Annotated in this window: 19 protein-coding genes; 2 read left to right on the top strand and 17 right to left on the bottom strand. The window is 65.8% G+C overall.

Translation table 11 applies throughout. The features are described from left to right. Positions 1 to 3 precede the first annotated feature (3 nt). From J2T23_RS07385 to J2T23_RS07375, 3 genes are all read right to left on the bottom strand, one after another. Positions 4 to 1497, bottom strand: a complete 1494-nt coding sequence (locus J2T23_RS07385) for an MFS transporter (RefSeq protein WP_307358556.1) — start codon at positions 1495 to 1497, stop codon at positions 4 to 6. 158 nt (positions 1498 to 1655) lie between these two features. Next, the gene (locus tag J2T23_RS07380) at positions 1656 to 2366 is read right to left on the bottom strand and encodes a hypothetical protein (RefSeq protein ID WP_307358553.1); all 711 of its coding nucleotides are present in this window, start codon (positions 2364 to 2366) and stop codon (positions 1656 to 1658) included. A 1-nt stretch (position 2367) separates the two neighbouring features. Then, a complete protein-coding gene (locus J2T23_RS07375; protein ID WP_307358551.1) occupies positions 2368 to 3393 on the bottom strand; it encodes a Gfo/Idh/MocA family protein in 1026 nt (341 codons plus the stop codon). Positions 3394 to 3499: 106 nt separating this feature from the next. Here J2T23_RS07375 and J2T23_RS07370 point away from each other — a divergent pair, with 106 nt between their 5' ends. Continuing rightward, complete coding sequence (locus tag J2T23_RS07370) at positions 3500 to 4762, top strand: ROK family protein (RefSeq protein WP_141158667.1); 1263 nt, start codon at positions 3500 to 3502, stop codon at positions 4760 to 4762. Positions 4763 to 4789: 27 nt separating this feature from the next. Here the strand turns inward: J2T23_RS07370 and J2T23_RS07365 are convergent, their stop codons facing one another. Continuing rightward, on the bottom strand, positions 4790 to 5203 hold the full coding sequence (locus J2T23_RS07365; RefSeq protein ID WP_141182943.1) for a C-glycoside deglycosidase beta subunit domain-containing protein: 414 nt from the start codon (positions 5201 to 5203) through the stop codon (positions 4790 to 4792). 70 nt (positions 5204 to 5273) lie between these two features. Here J2T23_RS07365 and J2T23_RS07360 point away from each other — a divergent pair, with 70 nt between their 5' ends. Further along, positions 5274 to 6263, top strand: a complete 990-nt coding sequence (locus J2T23_RS07360) for an apurinic/apyrimidinic endonuclease family protein (RefSeq protein ID WP_307358545.1) — start codon at positions 5274 to 5276, stop codon at positions 6261 to 6263. Positions 6264 to 6326: 63 nt separating this feature from the next. On the opposite strand, the gene J2T23_RS07355 is transcribed toward J2T23_RS07360, so the two are convergent. The 13 genes from J2T23_RS07355 to J2T23_RS07295 form a co-directional block, all read right to left on the bottom strand. Further along, positions 6327 to 7331 (bottom strand): sugar phosphate isomerase/epimerase family protein, encoded by a 1005-nt coding sequence (locus tag J2T23_RS07355; RefSeq protein ID WP_109044129.1) that lies wholly within the window; start codon positions 7329 to 7331, stop codon positions 6327 to 6329. Between the two features lie 13 nt (positions 7332 to 7344). Further along, the gene (locus J2T23_RS07350; RefSeq protein ID WP_210411323.1) at positions 7345 to 8532 is read right to left on the bottom strand and encodes a Gfo/Idh/MocA family protein; all 1188 of its coding nucleotides are present in this window, start codon (positions 8530 to 8532) and stop codon (positions 7345 to 7347) included. Continuing rightward, on the bottom strand, positions 8529 to 8927 hold the full coding sequence (locus J2T23_RS07345; RefSeq protein WP_141182941.1) for a C-glycoside deglycosidase beta subunit domain-containing protein: 399 nt from the start codon (positions 8925 to 8927) through the stop codon (positions 8529 to 8531). Before J2T23_RS07345 ends, J2T23_RS07350 begins: the two co-directional genes overlap by 4 nt. A gap of 9 nt (positions 8928 to 8936) precedes the next feature. After that, positions 8937 to 9707, bottom strand: coding sequence for a nuclear transport factor 2 family protein (locus tag J2T23_RS07340; protein ID WP_141158671.1), 771 nt, complete (start codon positions 9705 to 9707; stop codon positions 8937 to 8939). Positions 9708 to 9717: 10 nt separating this feature from the next. Next, entirely contained in the window at positions 9718 to 10743 is a 1026-nt protein-coding gene (locus J2T23_RS07335; RefSeq protein WP_141158672.1) for a sugar phosphate isomerase/epimerase family protein, read from the bottom strand. A 20-nt stretch (positions 10744 to 10763) separates the two neighbouring features. Then, positions 10764 to 11867: a sugar phosphate isomerase/epimerase family protein gene (locus tag J2T23_RS07330; protein ID WP_141158673.1), complete on the bottom strand. Its 1104-nt coding sequence runs from the start codon at positions 11865 to 11867 to the stop codon at positions 10764 to 10766. Continuing rightward, positions 11864 to 12259, bottom strand: a complete 396-nt coding sequence (locus tag J2T23_RS07325; protein ID WP_109044134.1) for a C-glycoside deglycosidase beta subunit domain-containing protein — start codon at positions 12257 to 12259, stop codon at positions 11864 to 11866. Before J2T23_RS07325 ends, J2T23_RS07330 begins: the two co-directional genes overlap by 4 nt. A 64-nt stretch (positions 12260 to 12323) precedes the next feature. Next, complete coding sequence (gene carA, locus J2T23_RS07320) at positions 12324 to 13883, bottom strand: c-glycoside 3-oxidase CarA (RefSeq protein ID WP_307358529.1); 1560 nt, start codon at positions 13881 to 13883, stop codon at positions 12324 to 12326. After that, on the bottom strand, positions 13880 to 14656 hold the full coding sequence (locus tag J2T23_RS07315) for a TIM barrel protein (RefSeq protein ID WP_307358527.1): 777 nt from the start codon (positions 14654 to 14656) through the stop codon (positions 13880 to 13882). Before J2T23_RS07315 ends, carA begins: the two co-directional genes overlap by 4 nt. A 75-nt stretch (positions 14657 to 14731) precedes the next feature. Then, entirely contained in the window at positions 14732 to 15061 is a 330-nt protein-coding gene (locus J2T23_RS07310; RefSeq protein WP_307358525.1) for a nuclear transport factor 2 family protein, read from the bottom strand. 5 nt (positions 15062 to 15066) lie between these two features. Then, on the bottom strand, positions 15067 to 15903 hold the full coding sequence (locus J2T23_RS07305; protein ID WP_307358521.1) for a carbohydrate ABC transporter permease: 837 nt from the start codon (positions 15901 to 15903) through the stop codon (positions 15067 to 15069). Between the two features lie 3 nt (positions 15904 to 15906). After that, entirely contained in the window at positions 15907 to 16866 is a 960-nt protein-coding gene (locus J2T23_RS07300) for a carbohydrate ABC transporter permease (RefSeq protein WP_141182938.1), read from the bottom strand. 54 nt (positions 16867 to 16920) lie between these two features. Further along, positions 16921 to 18219, bottom strand: a complete 1299-nt coding sequence (locus J2T23_RS07295; RefSeq protein ID WP_307358518.1) for an ABC transporter substrate-binding protein — start codon at positions 18217 to 18219, stop codon at positions 16921 to 16923. Positions 18220 to 18299 lie beyond the last annotated feature (80 nt).

Below are 18299 nucleotides of genomic sequence, written 5' to 3'. Positions count from 1 at the left end.
AGATCAGGCCGGAAGGGTTTCGGAAGGTGCGTGGGCGGGGACGGGTTCGTCGGACAGGCGGCCGTGCGGGAGCAGGACTGCCGCCAGGATGCCCAGGGCGTAGGCGCAGGCAAGGGCAATGAAGATGGGTGTGAAGACCGACGAGTAGATCTGGGCGACGTCGGCCTGGACCGCCGGTGGCGCTTGGTGAACCTGCTGCGGGGTGAGGGTGGAGGCGTCCAGCCCTGCCGGCAGGAAGGCCGCCACCCCGGAGCCGATGACGCCGCCGATGACCGCCGTCGCCACGGTTGATCCCACCTGCCGGACCAGGTTGATGGTTGCGGTGATGGTACCGGTCTGGCCTGCGGGGACGGCGCCCTGGACCACGGCCACAATGAGGCTCATGAACGCGCCGGTGCCCAGGCCCACAGCACCCATCACGATCATGGGCGCCCACAGCTGGAGGCCGGCCGGGAGGAGCGCCATCACCAGCAGGGCCACGGCTCCCAGCACCGTACCGCCGACCGGGAAGATCCGGTAACGCCCGGTGCGGCTGGCCAGCCAGCCCGTGAGGAGGTTGCTGATCAGCATGCCGAAGACGGTGGCGATGGGAACCAGGCCGGACACCGTAGCCGAGGTCCGGTAGGCCATCTGGAAGTAGGTGGGCAGGTAGGCGGTGATGGAGAAGAAGCCGACGCCGATGATCGCCGAGAGCGCCGTACCGGCAGCAATGGTGCGGTTGGCGAAGAAGTGCAGCGGAATGATGGGCTCAGGTGCCCGCCGCTCGATCAGGAAAAAGGCGATAAAGCCCGCGATGCTGGCCGCGAGCGCGCTTCCGGCCGCAGGACCGCCGTCCCTTTCCGCGGCCCAGGAGGCGGCAAGGACAAGCGCCACCAGCGCGGAGGTGAAGACGGCTGAGCCGGCGATGTCGAAGTGCCGGGGTGCCGGGCCCGGTTCCAGGTGGGGAACGGCCACCAGTGCCAGGGCGAACGCGGCGGCGCCTACCGGGATGTTGATCCAGAAGACCCACTGCCAGCCCCAGTAATCGGTGATGGCACCGCCCACCACCGGGCCCACCAGGATGGCGATGGGAAAAGCCGCACCGATGATTGCCATGTAGCGGGGCCGTTCACGCTGCGTGGTGACGCGGGCGATGATGGTCTGCGACATCAGCTGCAGGCCCGCCGAGCTCATGCCCTGGAGGACACGGGCGGCAATGAGCCACGCGATGTCCGTGGCAAAACCGCAGGCGAGGGATGCGGCCAGGAACATCACCAGGGAAACGAGGAAGATCCGCCGGGCGCCGAGGACATCGCCGAGCCTGCCGAGCACGGGCAGCAGCACGGTGCTGGCCAGGGTGTAGCCCACCACCACCCAGCTCATCAGCTGCAGTGCACCCAGCTCTCCGGAAATGGTGGCAAGGGATGTGGAGACCACCGTGTGGTCCAGTGCCCCGAGGAACGAGACGGTGAGCAGGGAGGTAGTGAGGAGGCGAAGTTTTACAGGTGATAGTTGCATAGTGGTCTGTCCGAACGATCGGACCGTCGACGCGACGTGGTGTGCCCCCGGCGCACCAACACGACGGGGAACGGGTCCGGACGGGACCCCGGCGCCACTCCCCACCCTACAACCACTTAAGTCTAAAAACAACAAAAGATTGCACGGAATCGACGGAGTCACTGGGCGGCCCGCGCGCTTGCCACCTCGTGGGCCAGCCGTTGGTCTTCCAGCAATTCCTGCAGGTCAGCCAGCTCCCTGCCGCTCGAGGCGGCTTCGATGGCGCGGCGCAAGGCCAGCCGGGCCGGAGCCTCGTAGCGCTCCGGCGCCCTCAGCGCCCCCTCCACCGTCGAGGTCTCCAGCTTGACCCGGCCGGCAGCATGGTCAATGGCAACCTCCGTCCTGACCTCGCCCAAGGCCAGGACCTGGAGCAAGCCGCCCGCGGCGGGCCCTTCGAGGACGGTGCCTACCACGGTGGACGAAAGGCGGCTTCCGCCGGCCACCGGCGAATCCAGCAGTGCCATGATGCCCTGCGCGGCCGCCATCCCCACCCGGAAGGTCAGCCGGGAACCCGCCAGGGACCGGACCCAGCCGAGGCCGTCACGGATCACGGCATCCAGGAGCGCTGCGGGGGCGGCGCACTCCACGGTAACCACCCTCGGCAGCGTCCCGCGCCGCGCCCGGACCGCGTCCGCCACCATGTCGGCGCGGAGGCCGGGGCGTTCGACGACCACCGGGATACCTCCGGACCAGGTCCCCGCTGCGAAGACCTCCCGGGGCAGGGCCTCGGGATCCGCGATCACCACCGCCGCCGCTCCCTGGTCCCGGGCATCCAGCAGCCCGGCCCACCAGTTGCCGGAGCCGGGGATGACGGCAACAGCACCGCACACGTCATCCGCCAGCCTGGCACTGGCGGGAAGCCAGGTCGATTGCGTAGTGCGCGTCAGCCAGCAGTTCGTCGTACTCCACCGGGACCTTGGCCTCAAGGCACGATGCCAGGGCGCGCCACTCAGCCACATAGCCGTCCACGGGATCCCTCCCGTACTCGGTCCGCTGCCCATCGTCCGCGCGTGCGCTGATGACGGCGCTTCCCGCGTGGACGAAGGCCGGCGGGAAGTTGACCTCGATCCGGTCATGGGAGGTGGCAATGGCCATGCGCCAGAGGGCGTCGGGGCCTTCCGGAAGCATGGTGAGGGCGAGTTGGACCAGGACACTGCCTGCCCGGTACCCCACCAGGTAACCGATGGGCGGGGCGAGCTGTGCATAGACAACCTCGTCGATGCCCGGCGCGATGCCCCTGACCGCAGGCAGGTCATGGATGGCCAGCCCGATCAGCAGTTGCCGCAGGACTCCTGCCGCAATCTCCGGGCGGCCCAGGTCCGGGCGGCCGTGGGCTGCAGCCTGGAACGGGGCGCCTTCCGCCACGAGCCGGTGGTACCTGTCGTTGGGCGGAAGCGCCAAAGTGACCGATACGGCCCGCACCCCGCCGTCGAGCGCAGCAAGGTGGTGCCTGGCGCGGCCCCAGGCGGCATCAAACACGTGGTTTGTTCCCACCAGGAGGATGGCGCCGGCCGCGCGGCAGGCATCGATGGCTCGGCTGGCATCTTGCCTGGTGGTGGCCAGGGGTTTTTCGCAGAAGATGGCCCGCTTGCCGGCCGCCACTGCCGCCAGGATATGGCGGGCGTGTTCTGACGGCGGGCTGCAGACAGCCACCACTTGCACCGCCGGGTCTGCCAGCAGCTCCCCATCCCCGCTGGACCAGCGCGCACCACACGGTTCAGCAAGATCCCGGGAACGGCCACTTCCGGCATCGGCGAGATGCACCACATCAAACAGGTCCGGGAGCCCGCGCAACACCGGCAAATGAAGGGCCGCAACGCCGGGCCCCGCTCCGAGTATCCCTATTCTCCAAGGCATCGTCGCCTCCTTCTTATGTCTCTATTATTCATAAGTCGGCGAAGTTTTAGCCATAGTTGATCTGATTTCGCGCCTTAGTCGCGTGCCATGTGTGAGAATTGGTGCCATGACGACAGACTCCACCCTCCGTTTCGGAGCACAAACGGACGAAGTGACCAGCCTGCTGCGGATCGTCAACCTGGTGCGGACAGGCGAGGCGACCACCCGGCCGGAAATCGGCAAGGTTACCGGGCTGGGCCGGGGCGTCGTGAGCCAGCGGGTGGACCAGGCCATCGCGATCGGATTCCTGGGTGACGGCGATTTCGGGGCCTCGTCCGGAGGCCGCGCGCCGCGGACCCTCCGCTTTCGCTCGGAACAGGGGCGGATTGTCATCTGCGCCCTCGGCGCGGCACACATCAGGGTGGGCTTCGCGGCGCTCGACGGCGACATCATTGACCACGCACACCGCAGCTGGGACATCGCCCAGGGACCGGAGAAGACGATCGATGCCGTCATGTCCCTTGTTGAGGACGTGCTCAAAGATCACCCTCCCGTGCCGGTATGGGGCGTCGTGGTTGGCCTGCCGGGACCGGTGGACTTCGCCACGGGACAGCCCGTCGCTCCGCCGATCATGCCCGGGTGGAACGGCTACGACGTCCGGACGCCCTTCGAGGAACGCTTCAACGCGCCGGTATGGGTGGATAACGACTCCAACCTGCTGGCGCTTGGTGAGCGGGCCCGCCGTCGCGACATGCTCACGGACCTGATCTACTGCAAGATCGGCTCGGGCGTCGGCTCCGGCCTGCTGTCCAAGGGCCGTATACATCGTGGTGCCAACGGCGCTGCCGGGGACATCGGCCACGTCCGGGTCTCCGACTCCAACGAGCAGTGCCGCTGCGGCAAGGTCGGATGCCTCGAAGCTGTGGCCGGCGGATGGGCCCTGGTGCGGGACGCAGAGCACGCCATCAAGGAAGGCGCCACCACTTCCCTGGCCGGCCGGGCGAAAGAGCGGGCGCTGACGCTGGAGGACATCACGCTCGCGGCACAGGCCGGCGATTCGCTCGCCATCTCGCTCGTCCAGAAGTCCGCCCATGTAGCCGGCGAGACCATTTCAGCCCTGGTCAACATGTTCAACCCGGGAGTCATTGTCATCGGCGGTGCCATTGCCTCTGCGGGCGAGGTGTTCCTGGCCGAGGTTCGGCAACGCGTGTATGAGCTGTCACTGCCCCTCGCCACCCGCGACCTCACCATCACGTTGTCCGTGAACGACGAGCGCGAACCACTGCGCGGCGGAGCCGAGCTTGCACGCGAGCAGTTGTTCGATGTCACCTTCCCGCGCTGGTTTGCCGAAGGCCGGCCATCCCCCGAACGCACGGCAGTGCCGGCCTGACCTGGCATTCCCGTCCGGCAGCGCCGCTCACGCCACGTCGCGGGAGATGCCCGGCACCACGGCCGGACGTACAGCCAGCCGGGCCTCAACGTGGAACGGGAGTACCAGCGCAGACCCTGATGGTGCCTGGAGGTACGGCACCATCAGGGTGAAATCGACAGCGACGGCGTGCGCGCCGGCGGAGATTTCCTGCGGGAACGCCAGGACAAGCCTGTCCTGGATGAACCACCAGCCGGACTCTGCTTGCAAGGCATCGGCAGGCACGCGCCTGGCACCGAGCACCACCGACACCAGGCCCGCCGCAACCGGCACTCCATCCACCTCCACAGCCAGGCCCGCCACACTGGAGAGCGGCATCGAACGGATCCACGGCAAACCGAGCCGGAGCTCGAAACCGGCGGGAACGGCGGTCAGCGCATCGTCACGCAAAGCGGTTTCCAATCCAACACCCTTCCTTTATCCTAAAACTGACATAAGTTTGTCAGTTAAGTGCATAAAAGGAAAGGGAGCCATGGCTAACGAAATTCCCGGCGGCTGGACCCTCTGCGCCAGCTCATTCAATTGGGTGCCCGACATCGTGGCCGCCCGGCGGACGGCCAGGGACATCGTTTCCGGCATTGCGGACTCGGTGCGGACGGTGGAGCTCGAACCGGGGCTCGTGTGGCGGTCCTTTCCCGCTCCGCAGGACGATGAGGTGGACGCCCTCCGGGAATCCCTGGCCGCGAAAGGGGCCCGCATCAGCATTGTCGGGGCGAGCCTGGACGACTTCACCTCCCCCGGCACCAGACGGTCCCAGAAGGAGCGGCTGGACTTCCTGGTGCCCCAACTGCAGGCTGCGCACCGGGTGGGAGCCCACGGAGTGCGCCTGCCGATCGGCCAGGCAGGGCCAGAGCTGCTTACCCTGCTGCAACCGCTGCTGCACCGGCTGGACATGGTGTTGTACGAGGAAATCCAAGGGCGGCAGGCTCCGGGGAGCCCCGGCGTCGACCCTGCACTGGAGGCGATCGCCGCGCTGGCGGATGACCACGTGCGGGTGCTCGTGGACATCAGCATGCTCATGCCCGCCCTTCCCCCCACCTACCTCGAGGAACTTCGCCGAGGCGGCATCCCCGCGGACCTCCTGGCACGGCTGGAACACGACTGGCTGGATCCCGCCACCCTCGACGCCGTCACGGCCCTGCTCCGGTCGGGGCAGGTGCCGCCGCGGATCCACACCCTCTACATGAACCTGTTGATCCGTTTCGGCCGCAGCGAGGCTGCGGACCTGCGGGGCATCATGCCCTTGGTGGGGGCCTTCCACCTGAAGTTCTGGGACCTGCACGACGACGGCGGGCGGGTTTCGCAGCCGCTGCGGGACGTTGCCGCCCTGCTCAGCCGGAGCAGCTTCACCGGCACGCTGACCAGCGAGTGGGGCGGCCACGAGTGGCTGCAGGACGATCCCACCGAGATGACGCGGCGGCACCTGGCCCTGGCGGAAGCGGCGCTGTCCACGGGCGTTTGAGCCTGGTAGCCAAACATAACGGCCGGCCCGGAATCTTCCGGGCCGGCCGTTGTGTTGGCGTTGCTATTTGGTGCTGAAGGCGGCGTCGAACGCGGCCGCAGATGGCTCGTAGCCGGAAAGCCTGCGGACAAACTCAAGCGCTTCGGGAGCGCCGTCCAACCGGTCCATGCCTGCGTCCTCCCATTCCACTGAGAGCGGTCCGCGGTAGCCGATCGAATTGAGCATCCGGAACGCGTCCTCCCAGGGCACATCGCCGTGGCCGGTGGAGATGAAATCCCAGCCGCGGCGCGGGTCGGCCCACGGCAGGTGGGACGACAGCCGGCCGTTGCGTCCGTTGACCAGCCGCTTCTTCGTGTCCTTGCAGTGCACGTGGTAAATGCGGTCCTGGAAGTCCCACAGGAATCCCACGGGATCAATGTCCTGCCAGACCATGTGGCTCGGGTCCCAGTTCAACCCGAAGGCTTCCCGGTGGCCGATCGCCTCCAGGGTGCGCCGGGTTGTCCAATAGTCGTAGGCAATCTCCGACGGGTGCACCTCATGGGCAAACCGGACGCCCACCTCGTCAAAGACGTCGAGGATCGGGTTCCACCGGTCGGCAAAGTCCTGGTAGCCGGCGTCGACCATCTTCTCCGTGGCCGGCGGGAACATGGCAACGTACTTCCAGATGGACGATCCCGTAAAGCCCGTCACCGTCTTCACGCCTAGCTTCGCAGCCAGCCTTGCGGTGTTCTTCAATTCCTCCGCGGCGCGCCGGCGGACGCCCTCCGGATCGCCGTCGCCCCACACCACGTCCGGAAGGATGCCCCGGTGCCGTTCGTCGATCGGGTCATCGCACACTGCCTGGCCCTTGAGATGGTTGGAAATGGTCCACACCTTCAGGCCGTTGCGTTCGAGGATGTCCAGCTTGCCCTGCACGTAGGCGTCGTCATCCCAGCGCCAGGGATCCAGGTGGTCACCCCAGCAGGCGATCTCCAGTCCGTCGTAGCCCCACTCGCCGGCGAGGCGGGCCACTTCTTCGAAGGGCAGGTCGGCCCACTGGCCGGTGAACAAAGTGATCGGTCGTGCCACGGATGTCTCCTCCCTATACTGCCGGGGCGGGTACGCCGGCGGCGACCCGTGTCCAGGCGGAATCATTGTCGGAACTGCGTTCAACTGCCTCCAGTACCTGCTGCACCTGCAGCCCGTCGGCGAAGGTCGGTTGCGGGTGGGCACCGTTGGCGATGCCCTCCACCAGGTCCTTCACCTGGTGCGAGAACCCGTGCTCGTAGCCGAGCATGTGGCCGGCGGGCCACCACCCGGACAGGTACGGGTGCTCCGGCTCGGTGACCAGGATCTTCCGGAACCCTTGGCGGTCCGGGGAAGCAGTCCGGTCGTAGAACTGGACGCTGTTGAGGTCTTCGAGGTCGAAGGCGAGGGCCCCCTTGTCCCCGGAAACCTCGATCTGAAGCGCGTTCTTCCTGCCGGTCGCGAACCTGGATGCCTCGAAGGAGGCCAGGGCGCCGGATTCGAAGCGGCCGGTGAAAATGGCGATGTCATCCACCGTTACCTTGCCGAATCCCGCACCCGCGGTTCCGGACAGCCCCGCGCCCGATTCGAGCAGCGGCCGTTCCTTCACGATGGTCTCGATCACGCCGGAGACCGTGCGGAGGGTGAGGCCCGTGACGAACTGGGCGAGGTCGATGGCGTGGGCTCCGATGTCGCCCAGCGCACCGGATCCGGCGTGTTCCTTCTGCAGGCGCCACGCGAGCGGCATGTCCGGGTCAACCAGCCAGTCCTGCCGGTAGGAGGCCCGGACCTGGCGGACTGTTCCCACCGCACCTTCGGCAATGAGATTGCGCATGAGGGTTACCGCGGGGACGCGGCGGTAGGTGAACCCCACCATCGCACGAAGGCCGCGGGCGGCGGCCCTTTCCGCAGCTTCGGCCATTGCTTCGGCTTCGGCCACGGTGTTGGCCAGCGGCTTCTCGCACAGGACGTGCTTTCCCGTCTCCAGTGCAGCAATGGCGATCTCGGCGTGGGAGTCGCCCGGGGTGACAATGTCGACGACGTCGATGTCTTCCCGCGCGATCACGTCGCGCCAGTCGGTGGCCGCCTCAGCCCACCCCCACTTCCGCGCCGCCTCATTCACCGCTTGGGCGTTCCGGCCGACAATGACCGCCATGTCCGGCTCGGCGGGAAGGTCGAACACCCGCGGAGCCGTGCGCCAGCCCTGGGAATGCGCGGCGCCCATGAACCCGTACCCGATCATGGCCACGCGCAGGGTGGTCATGCCAGCACAACCTTTCGGTCCACGGCCACCCGGTTCCCCACGTACCGCATTGGAGCGATCTGCATGTAGAGGAGGCGGAGGGTCAGGATGACCTCGACGTCGATTTCCTCGCCGGCGTCGGGAACACGGTCCAGCGGGATGATGATGTCCGGCTTGTCAGCCACGAACCACAGGGTGTCCCACTGCTCCGGAAGCTCCGCGATGGAGTACGACCTGCCCTGCAGTTCGAAGCGGAGGGATTCCTTGGGGATTTCCACGCCGTTGACGGTTGCCGCGACGTCGTCTACGGCGGACAGCCACAGACTCCGGTACCACGGGAGTTGCACCGCAACGGAGATGCCTTCCGGGTGCCGGCGGACGTCGGCGTCCTGGAAAAGGGAGTTATGGGTTGCCATGATTAGTCCTTACTCAAAGGTCTCGACGAAAGTCTGGTGGGGTGCAGGCGGCTGCGGTTCCAGCGTCTGCCGGGCCGACGGATTGTAGGGGTGGTATTCGCTCGGGACCGGCTGGTCCGCGGGCGGCATGAAGACGGGCTTTCCGTCGTCACCGAAGTACATGAGGTCCAGGGCGAAAGCGTGCTGGTTCTTCTCGGCAAAGCTGATCCAGTTTTCCTCGAAGGGTGCCCGCAGCAACTCGTAGCAGCGGAACTTCCAGATCTTCCATTCACCGTCCTGGCGCAGGAAGTCCACCGCGTATTTGCACCAGACCCAGTGGGCCCAGACTTTCTTGCCCTGGACTTCGCCCGGCGAGTACATGTAGTCGGGGCTCTCCTTGGCCACGTCCGGGTCGGTCAGGCCGGACTCGTTGCCGGTCATGATCCAGACGCCCTTGGCGGTCTTGCCGTCGGCCGCCACCTCGATGACCGGAGTGGTGGTGTAGTGCAGGATCAGCTTGCCGACGGGTTTGGGGCGGCCCTGGTGGTACCGGATCACGCTGTCGTAGTCCGTGTACTGCCCGGCGTTCGTGTACCGGGCACGCACCCCCGGCGTGCCCGGCTTGACCCAGAGCGGGATGATTTGCTCATCCTCAAACGCGTTGTGAAGGTACATGTAGCGGTTGAACAGGTTCTCGATGTCCCCCCGGTCGTTGGCCCGGCGCGCCAACCGGAGCGCTTCGCCAAGCTCGGCGCGGAGCCGCTCCACCTCGGCGGTGAGGTCGGTGTCGATCGCAGGCATTGATTTCTCCTTAGGCGGGAACCACTGATTCTTCGATGGCCTTGCGCATGAGGGCGTGCTGCTTCTTGACGAGCTCGATGGGGTCGGATTCGCCGAGGTCGGCAAAGGCGTGGCCCTCCCACTCGCTGGACAGGAAGCCCTGGTAGCCGCCCTTGACGAACTGGCGCACAATCCTCGGAATGTCCATGGCGGGCTCGTTGCCGTTCTCGTCAATGTCATAGAACTTGGCATGGACGTGGAACATCTGCGGCATGATGTCCAGCCATTCCTCCGGCGGAACCAGGCCGTGCATGTTGAAGGCCAGCCGGGTGAAGGGACCGAGCTGCGCCGGATCGAAGTTGTTCTCCCGCAGGTAGTCCTCAAACTCCTGGTTGCGTTCCTGCATGGGCAGTGGCTTGCGCCAGATGTCCTGCATGACGGCGAAGTGTTCCTGCGGCAGGCCCATCTGGGTCAGCGTGCGGAACAGGGTGGGAGAGAGGCTGTGCATGGTGGAGCTGAAGTCAGCGGTGAAACCCAGCCGGTCGCTGTCCAGCTCGGCGTACATCTCCCGGATCTGCAGGATCTTCGGATCGTTGGGGCCCTGCGGGGCGTGGATCTCGTAGCCCAGCTTCTGGTCGTACTTTTCGGCCAGGGGAAGAAGCCGCCGCAGCAGTTCCTTGCCGGCGGACCGGATCACGATCTTGTTGAAGCCGAGCGTGTTGGCGGTCTTGAGCTGCCTGGCGAAAAAGTCGAATTCCTCGTCCGGCGTCATGTCCCGGTCCTTGCGCCGGCCCATGTCCAGGTTCGTGCCGACGGCGCTCGGGGTGAGGCCGTAGCGGTCCATGCTGTCGCGCCACAGTTTCACGAAGTCGTCATCCACGTCGGGATAGGTGCGCAGCATTTGCGCGATGTTGAATTCGACGCCGGGACCGAGGCCTTCGTCGGCGACGGCCTTGATCAGGGTTTCGGGGGTGTACAGCCCGGCCGCGAATTCGGAGGTGAGTGAGTAAAGGGTGATGCCAAGCTCGATGCCGGAGCCTGCGATTCCTTCTGACATGTTCTGTGATCCCTTCGGTGTCAGCCGCGGACGGGCTGGGCGAGGTGGCTGTTGAGGATGCGTCGCGCTTCGGCGGCGTCGGTGACCATGGCCGAGCCGGCGTCGGCAGCGGCGGAGCGCTGGACGGCCTGCTCTCCGCGGATGATGTCGAACGGGTCCTGCCAGTTGTTCCAGTGCCAGCCTTCGTATTCGCTGGAGATCGCACCGGAGTAGCCGTTCTCCACCAGCTGGCGGACCAGCCCGCGTACCGGAACGGACGGCTCTTCGCCGTTCTCGTCGATGCCGAAGAACTTTCCGTGGACGTGCCGGACCCACGGCATGATTTCCAGCCAGGTGTCCAGCGGCGCGGGGCCGAAGAGGCCGGTTCCATTGATGGCGAAGTCGATGCCAAGGTCCGGGCGGCCGTTGCGTGCGGCCAGGCCGATAAAGGCGCCGAACCGCTCGCCGTGGACTTTCTGGGTGTTGGGCGGTCCTTCCGCGTAGAAACCGTTCCACAGGTCCACCACCTGCTGGAGCAGGTCCTCGGACGCTCCGCGGCGGCGGTAGGCCTCCAACAGCGAAGGGGCGAAGCCGGTGACGGTGGCGCCCCAGTCTGCGGTGAACCCCAGGAGCGGGGAGTCGAGCTTCTCGTAGCGGTCGCGCAGCGCAAGGACGCGTTCGTGTGCCCCGTGCTGGTCGGCGTGGACCTCCAGCGCCAGCGTGACGCCGTACTTTTCTGCGACGGGAAGGAGGCTCTCCATGGCATCGGGTGTCAGGGAGATTTGAACCCGGGCGATCGGGAAGCCGAGCCGGGCTGCCACTTCGATCTGCTTGCGCATGTATTCGACCAGTTCATCGTGGTTCATGAGCCGGTCGCGGCGGATTCCGGTGTCAACGTTGACGGCGAGCGAGGTGGGCACCAGGTCCACCTCCGCCACAAGGTCCCGGAACTGCCCCACGAAATTGTCATCGACGTGGTCGGGGAAGCCGCGCAGGCTGGAGAAGCCAATGACTTCGAGCCCGGGTCCAAAGCCCTCGGCCGCCACTTTGCGGATCAGGCCGTCGAGATCGTACTGCCGGCCGTGGAAGGCGCGGGTGAAGCTGTAGAGGGTGACGCCCTGGATGGGCGTGCCAAGGCTGGTCATCGTTGTGCCACCTTCATGGTCTTGGTGTCGTGCTCTTCGATGTGCAGCACGCCGTGGTCGGTGATGATGTACGGAATGTAGAGCTTCAGGTCCACCCGCACCTCGTGCCCTGCCTTGGAAGGATCGACGGGAAGGTCCCCGGACAGGACGGCGGAGTCCAGCGGGAACCACCATTCGCCGGTCTGGTCCACGAGCTCCCCGAAGCTGAACGTGCGGTTGTTCATGGTCCAGCGCAGCGATTCCTCCGGTGCGGCAACACCGTCAATGGTGAGGGCGGCCCCGGCGATGCATGAACCGGGGAGGGCCCGGTACCAGGGAATGCGGACCTCGACGGCGGCGCGGCCGTCCTGGCTGGTAAGTGTTCCTTGCTCGATTATGCGGTCGGCGATCATCGAGACCTCCTTGTCTGCGGCATGCCTTGCCGGCATCGGAATAGCGGCAACGTGCGCTTATTCATTATTTAGTCATTCTATTGTCTGAATCAGACATAAGTAAAGCATCGGCGAGTTCCGCCGCAATTTTCCCTGCGCCGCGGACAGCGAGCGCCACCGATGTCAGGGTGGGGTTGCACGCTGTGGCGGTGGGAATCACGCCGTTGCCGGCCACGAAGAGGCCGGGGACCTGCCAGACCTCGCTGTCCGGGGAACACACGCTGCCGCCGTCGTCGTACTGTCCCATCCGCGTGGTGCCCTGGTAGTGCAGCGAGGCACCCGGCGGGAGGACGAACGGCCGCTCATCAATCGGCTCTCCCACGGCCCTGCCGAGCCGCACAATCTCCTCCTTGGCCCGCTCAAGCACCTCCCGGTCCTTGTCGGTCAGGCTGTAGTGGATGCGCAGGGCAGGCATCCCATAGCTGTCCACGGCGGTGTCGTCGAAGGCGACCCTGTCGTCCCGCTGGAGGTCCTTGGCGCAGAACAGCCCCAGCCCCACAATCGATCCGGGAACGACCGGGTCGTCGTCGGCCAGGGGGATGGGTGAAGCATCCAGCTGCATGATCTGGCCATGGAAGGGCATCTCATCCGTGTACGGCACCCAGGTCACTCCGCTTTGCTCACTGAGGGCTCCGTCCGCGCTGGACTGCCCCTCCTCGGCACTGACGCCGCGCAGCCGGGTGGCGAACACCACTTGGGCCTGGTCATTGAGGTACCGGCCCAAGGCCTCGGGCCGGATCCCGGAAGCCCACAACAGTTGGGGGGTGCGCAGGGCGTCACCGCCCACCACCACATAGCGCGCGGCAATGCGGTGCGTTCCGCCACCGCGGCGGTCTTCCACCTCGACTCCGGCGGCACGGCCGCCCTCCACCAGGACACGCCGGACCAGGGACTCGTCGAACAGGTCGAACCGCTGGTTTTCCCGGGTGGCAGGACCCATTACGACGTCGGATCCGGACCACACGAGGCGGCCGTCGCCTCGCCGGTGCACGGCGAGGGGCATGGGCTGGACGCGGAAGGCCGGGCTGCGGCCGTCGTCGACGGCGGCAGCGAGCCGATCGTGGACGAGGCCGGAGAACGGTGCCGCTTCAAAGGCAGAAGTGGTGACGCCGAGGAGGCGGTCGGCTTCGTCCAGCAGCTGGTCCAAGTCCGGCAGGAACCCGATGCGTTCCTTTCCACCGGGGCGCGGGCAGGCGGCGGTCCAGTGGGCGGCCATGCCGCCCACGTTGCTGGACATTGCCGCGACGGGCATGCCGTCCTCGCCCGGGAAGGCGTAGCCGTCCTGCAGCAGATACGTTCCGGGACGGGCGCGCCGTTCGCCGCTCTTCACGGCACCGGGGGAATTGACCGTCTCAGCCCCGGGGCCGGGGCCTTCCGAAGCCCGTTGGGCGGCTGCACGGCGGGCCTCATCCTCGATGTTCTTGACGTGGGCACCCGGTGGAGAACTGACCGTGGGCCCCACCTCGAACATGGCGATGCTGGCGCCAGGGGCCCGCTCACTGAGGATGCGGGCGTACGCGGATGCGGTGGGCCCACTGCCCACGACGGCTACATCGACAGAGGCGGGGTAGCGGCTGCTGCTCACCGTCCTGCCGCCAGTTCCTGGATGCGCCGGACAGACTTGGCGGACTCAATCGTGGGGTAGTACTCAAGCCCGACGGGGCCGGCGTAGCCGCTGTGCTGCAGGTCGGTGAGCCTGGCGGCCCAGTCGATGGAACCCGATCCCGGTTCGCCGCGGCCCGGCGCGTCGGCAATCTGGACGTACTTGACCAGCCGGCCCGCGTTGGCGAGCTCTGCCACCACGTCCTCCCCTTCCACTGTTGAGTGGTAGAGGTCGTAGAGGACGCCGAAGTTGGGCGAGTCCACTCCCCTGGCGACATACACGGCCTCGGAGGTCCGGTCCAGCAACGCCCCGGGGTGGTCCACCCGGATGTTGACCGGCTCCAGGACAAGGGTGATCCCCGAGCCTTCGATGTGGGCAACGCCCTTGGTGAAGATCTCAATGAGTTCATCGAGCTGGTCCTGCCGCTTGCGGCCGCCGAACCCGGTGCCGCTGCCTACGACGATCCGCGGGCAGCCCAGTTCCTGTGCCACCTTTACGCCGGCATCGAGGCCCTCGTAGAAGGGCTCGTGGTTCTTGGGCGGAATCATGAACTGCATCCGGGGCTCGGCCAGCTGGGCGGTGAGCTGGACGCCGGTTTCCTGCAGCGCCTCCTTGAGGGCGGGAATGTCCTTACCGGTGGGACCCCACATTTCCACGGCATCGAAGCCTGCCGCCGCGGCCGCGCGTACGCGGTCTGCGGCGCTGTCGCCTGCTTCGGAGAACAAAAGGTCGATATTGGGTGCGAGCTGGAACATGGCAGTCTCCTGGAATTCTTGGAAATGGGGTGGCTAAAACATGGGGTGGTCGTGCACCGGGTGGTCCGGGACGGGCTAGAGCACGTCCCAGTGCTCCACGATGCGCCCGGCTTCGAAGCGGTAGATATCTGCGACGGCGGCGTCGGGACGCCCGGGTCCTGATGCCCGGACGTGCACCATGGCCAGGTCTCCGTCAACGAGGATCCGCTGGACCTCGAAGCGCGAGTCCGGCGAGCCGTCGAACTTCGGCGTGAGCATCCGGATGGCGGCCTCCGGACCGTCCGGGATGGTCGGATTGTGTTGCTTGTATTTATCGGCAACAAGGAACCCGAAGGCTTCCCGCACCCGTTTTTGGGTGTAGAAGATCTCCACGAAGCGTTCAAACGCCTCGCGGTTGCCGGCCATGCGGATCAGCCTTTGAGTCCGCCGGAGAAGCCCTGGATGAAGCGCCTTTGCGCGAACAGGAACAACGCCAGGATGGGAATCATGGACACGATGACGATCGCGAAGATGGAATTCCACTTCGAGACCAGCGACCCGATGAAGTAGTACATGGCTACCGGGAGCGTCTGGTTGGCGGATCCGCCGAGGAAGATCAACGAGGTGAAGAAATCGTTCCACACGATCAGTCCGGCGAAGATGGTGACCGTTCCGGTAGCCGGGGCCATCATGGGAAACACCACCTTGGAGAAGACCTGGGTCTTGCTGGCACCGTCGATCGTGGCGGCTTCCTCGTAGTCCGTTCCGAGGCCCCGGAAGAAGTTCGAGTACAGGAAGATCGAGAGCGGCAGCAGCATCCCGGTATACAGGACGATCAGGCCCCAGGCCGATCCGGTGAGACCCAGGCCACGGGCGCCCATGTACAGCGGCACCGCGCCCAGCTGGCCCGGAAGGATGATGGCTACCAGGAAGAGGTAGTACGCCGCCTTGCTCCACCTGCGCGTGCTGCGGGAAATAACGTAGCCGGTAATTGACCCCAGTGCGATCAACCCCAGGATGCTCCCGGTGGTGATGATGAGGCTGTTGACCAGTCCGGCCATAACGTTGGAATTGCCTGTTGCCGTAAGGACCTTCACGAAGTTGCCAAAGTCCGGATTGCCGGGAAGCGCCAGGGCGGAGGTGGTGTACATTTCGCTGTCCGGCTTCAGCGCCGTGGTCACCAGGAAGTAGAACGGGGCGAGGAAGACCAGGGCCAGGGCCCACAGCCCGATTTCGCGGATCAGGGTGAATTTCGTGTAGCGGAACATGGATTAGTCCTCAGGATTCGATCGCGTCAGCCGCTGCTGGATCACGGCGAAGACCAGGATGATGAAGGCGAGCACCAGGGCCAGGGCAGCGCCGCCGCCGAAGTTGCCCAGCGCGAATGCCTGCTTGTACACCTGGGTGGCCAGCGTTTCCGTGGCCCCTGCCGGGCCGCCGCCGGTAAGTGCCATGATGGGGTCGAAGACCCGGAGGCCCTGGACAATGCCCAGTGTTGTGGCGATTGCGACGGCGGGACGGATCGCCGGCAGGGTGACGTTCCGGAAGCGCTGCCACAAGTTGGCGCCGTCGATTGCCGCGGCTTCTTCGACCTCCACCGCAACACCGGTGAGTCCGGCCATGAAGATCACCATGGCGAACCCGGTGGAGGACCACACGAGGACCACCAGGACTGTCCAGATGGCCCATTGCGGATCGGCGAGCCAGGGCTTCGCCAGTTGACCGAGCCCCGCCGCCTTCAGCAGGACATTGATGGGACCGTTGAAATCGAAGATGTACTTCCAGATGTAGGCGGTGGCGAGGGGGCTGAGGACCACCGGCATGAAGAACAGCGTGCGGAGGATGTAGCGCGTCTTCACCACACGGTTGAGTCCCAGCGCAATGATCAGACCGGCGATGTTGCCCAGCAGTACCGATCCGAACGCGAGGAACAGTGTGTTGGAGAGGGCGCCGACCTTGGTGGGGTCCTTGAAGATTGCCTCGAAGTTGTTCAAACCGGTGATCTTGAAGGAACCGATTCCCGTCCAGTTGGTAAAGGCGAAGAACCCGCCGATGCCTGTCGCCACGTAGTGGATGGCGATGACGAGGGCGATCCCGGGGAGCGCCCACCACCAGTGTCCAAATTCCAGGGAGCGGCCCCGGGGACGGGCTGGGCGGCCCGTCCCCGGAGCGCGCTTGCCTCGCCGGGGTGCTTCTGCTGCTTCGCTCTTGGGTTGCATCGTCGCAGTCATGATAATTCCTTGCTTGTCCCGTTGAGTCGTTGGAACGGTAGTGGAGTGGAAGACTTACTGTCCCCAGGCGGCATCCATGGCCTGCAGGACCTGGTCAGTGGTCTTCTGCCCGGTGATCAAGCCCTGGACGCCGGTGGCCAGGGCGTCGTAGACGGACGAGTTGGGCCACTGGCTGTTGGGCAGGGGCCCGTACTTTCCGCCCTTGATCAGGTCGGCTACGTTCTTGTAGGCGCTGCCGTTGAAGTCATAGCTGTCCAGTCCGCTGACGGGAAGGGCGCCGTCAATTTCGGCAAAGGCCTTGGTCTGTTCCGGCTCAGCCGCCCAGTCGAGGAATGCCTTGGCAGCATCCTTGTTCTTGGAAGCGGCGTTGATGGAGAACGCGTAGTTGGCACTGGCGAACGTGTAGGCCTTGTCCGAGGCCTGCTCGGCCGGGAGGGCACGCACATCGAATTCAGAACCGGCGGCCGCGGTCTTCAGCTGCTTCCAGCTTGGGGCGGGGATGAAGCCGGCAACGGATGTTCCACTGGCAAGGCCCTGGGTGATGGCATCAAATCCTGCGCCGGCCGCACCTTGCTGGAAGCACCCCGCATCATTGAGTTTCTTCACGGCGTCGAGGGCAGACTTCCACCCGTCCGAGCCGGCAAACGTTACCTGGTTTGCGGTCCGCTTGGCGTTCCAGTCCGGATCGCCTGCATAGACCCTGCTGGCAGCAAGGGACATGGCCATCAGCCCGGTGTTGGGGGCAGCCGCGCCGGCAAGGGCGAAGAGGGACTTACCGGAAGACTGAAGGTTCTTGCACTGCTTCTCCAAGGCGGCGAAGTCTGCGGGGAAGTCGGTGATGCCGGAGGCCTTGGCCGCCGTTTCGTTGGCCACCAGGCCTACGACAGTGATCTCCATGGCCTGCCCGTAGACTTTGCTGTCCGCGCCGAAGAGGGCGTCGCTGCCGGAGGGAACCAGTTTCTTGGCGGCATCGTCCAGCGGCTCAAGGAAGCCTGCCTGTGCGAGGGGAAGGATGCTGCGCCCCTGGCCGGAACCCGGCGTCGTGACCACGACATCCGAGGCGTTGCCGGCCTGGAGTTGGGTCCGCAGGGTCTGGTCGTAGGAATCATTGGGCTGTGGGTTGAACGTGATTTTCACGTTCGAGTGGGACTTCATGTAGTCCTCCGCCAGCGTCTGGAAGGGGCTCTCGATGTTGTTGGAGGTGGCGAAGGAGAGCGAAAATTCCTGGGATCCACCGGAGGAAGAGGTGCTGCTGGCGGAGGTGGAGCAGCCAGAGAGGGCGAGGGCCGCAATGGTGGGAACGGCGAGGGCGCCGACCACCTTCAATCCCGCGGAGCGACGGTGCTGTGTCATGTCCAGCCTTTCAGACTTCGTTGTCGAGGAATCCGGAGTCGTGACCCCGGTCACTCACAAGTATGCGGGAGATGTGTAGA

Origin of the sequence: Pseudarthrobacter niigatensis, from assembly GCF_030812615.1 — a bacterium.
In the GTDB taxonomy this organism is placed as follows: domain Bacteria; phylum Actinomycetota; class Actinomycetes; order Actinomycetales; family Micrococcaceae; genus Arthrobacter; species Arthrobacter niigatensis.
This window is presented reverse-complemented; position numbering and strand designations above follow the sequence as displayed.

Bases quoted from the DNA above. Each gene is read 5' to 3' on its own strand.
- J2T23_RS07385 (WP_307358556.1), bottom strand. From the start codon at position 1,497: ATGCAACTATCACCTGTAAAACTTCGCCTCCTCACTACCTCCCTGCTC.
- J2T23_RS07375 (WP_307358551.1), bottom strand. From the start codon at position 3,393: ATGCCTTGGAGAATAGGGATACTCGGAGCGGGGCCCGGCGTTGCGGCC.
- J2T23_RS07370 (WP_141158667.1), top strand. From the start codon at position 3,500: ATGACGACAGACTCCACCCTCCGTTTCGGAGCACAAACGGACGAAGTG.
- J2T23_RS07360 (WP_307358545.1), top strand. From the start codon at position 5,274: ATGGCTAACGAAATTCCCGGCGGCTGGACCCTCTGCGCCAGCTCATTC.
- J2T23_RS07350 (WP_210411323.1), bottom strand. From the start codon at position 8,532: ATGACCACCCTGCGCGTGGCCATGATCGGGTACGGGTTCATGGGCGCC.
- J2T23_RS07345 (WP_141182941.1), bottom strand. From the start codon at position 8,927: ATGGCAACCCATAACTCCCTTTTCCAGGACGCCGACGTCCGCCGGCAC.
- J2T23_RS07340 (WP_141158671.1), bottom strand. From the start codon at position 9,707: ATGCCTGCGATCGACACCGACCTCACCGCCGAGGTGGAGCGGCTCCGC.
- J2T23_RS07335 (WP_141158672.1), bottom strand. From the start codon at position 10,743: ATGTCAGAAGGAATCGCAGGCTCCGGCATCGAGCTTGGCATCACCCTT.
- J2T23_RS07330 (WP_141158673.1), bottom strand. From the start codon at position 11,867: ATGACCAGCCTTGGCACGCCCATCCAGGGCGTCACCCTCTACAGCTTC.
- J2T23_RS07325 (WP_109044134.1), bottom strand. From the start codon at position 12,259: ATGATCGCCGACCGCATAATCGAGCAAGGAACACTTACCAGCCAGGAC.
- J2T23_RS07315 (WP_307358527.1), bottom strand. From the start codon at position 14,656: ATGTTCCAGCTCGCACCCAATATCGACCTTTTGTTCTCCGAAGCAGGC.
- J2T23_RS07310 (WP_307358525.1), bottom strand. From the start codon at position 15,061: ATGGCCGGCAACCGCGAGGCGTTTGAACGCTTCGTGGAGATCTTCTAC.
- J2T23_RS07305 (WP_307358521.1), bottom strand. From the start codon at position 15,903: ATGTTCCGCTACACGAAATTCACCCTGATCCGCGAAATCGGGCTGTGG.
- J2T23_RS07300 (WP_141182938.1), bottom strand. From the start codon at position 16,866: ATGACTGCGACGATGCAACCCAAGAGCGAAGCAGCAGAAGCACCCCGG.
- J2T23_RS07295 (WP_307358518.1), bottom strand. From the start codon at position 18,219: ATGACACAGCACCGTCGCTCCGCGGGATTGAAGGTGGTCGGCGCCCTC.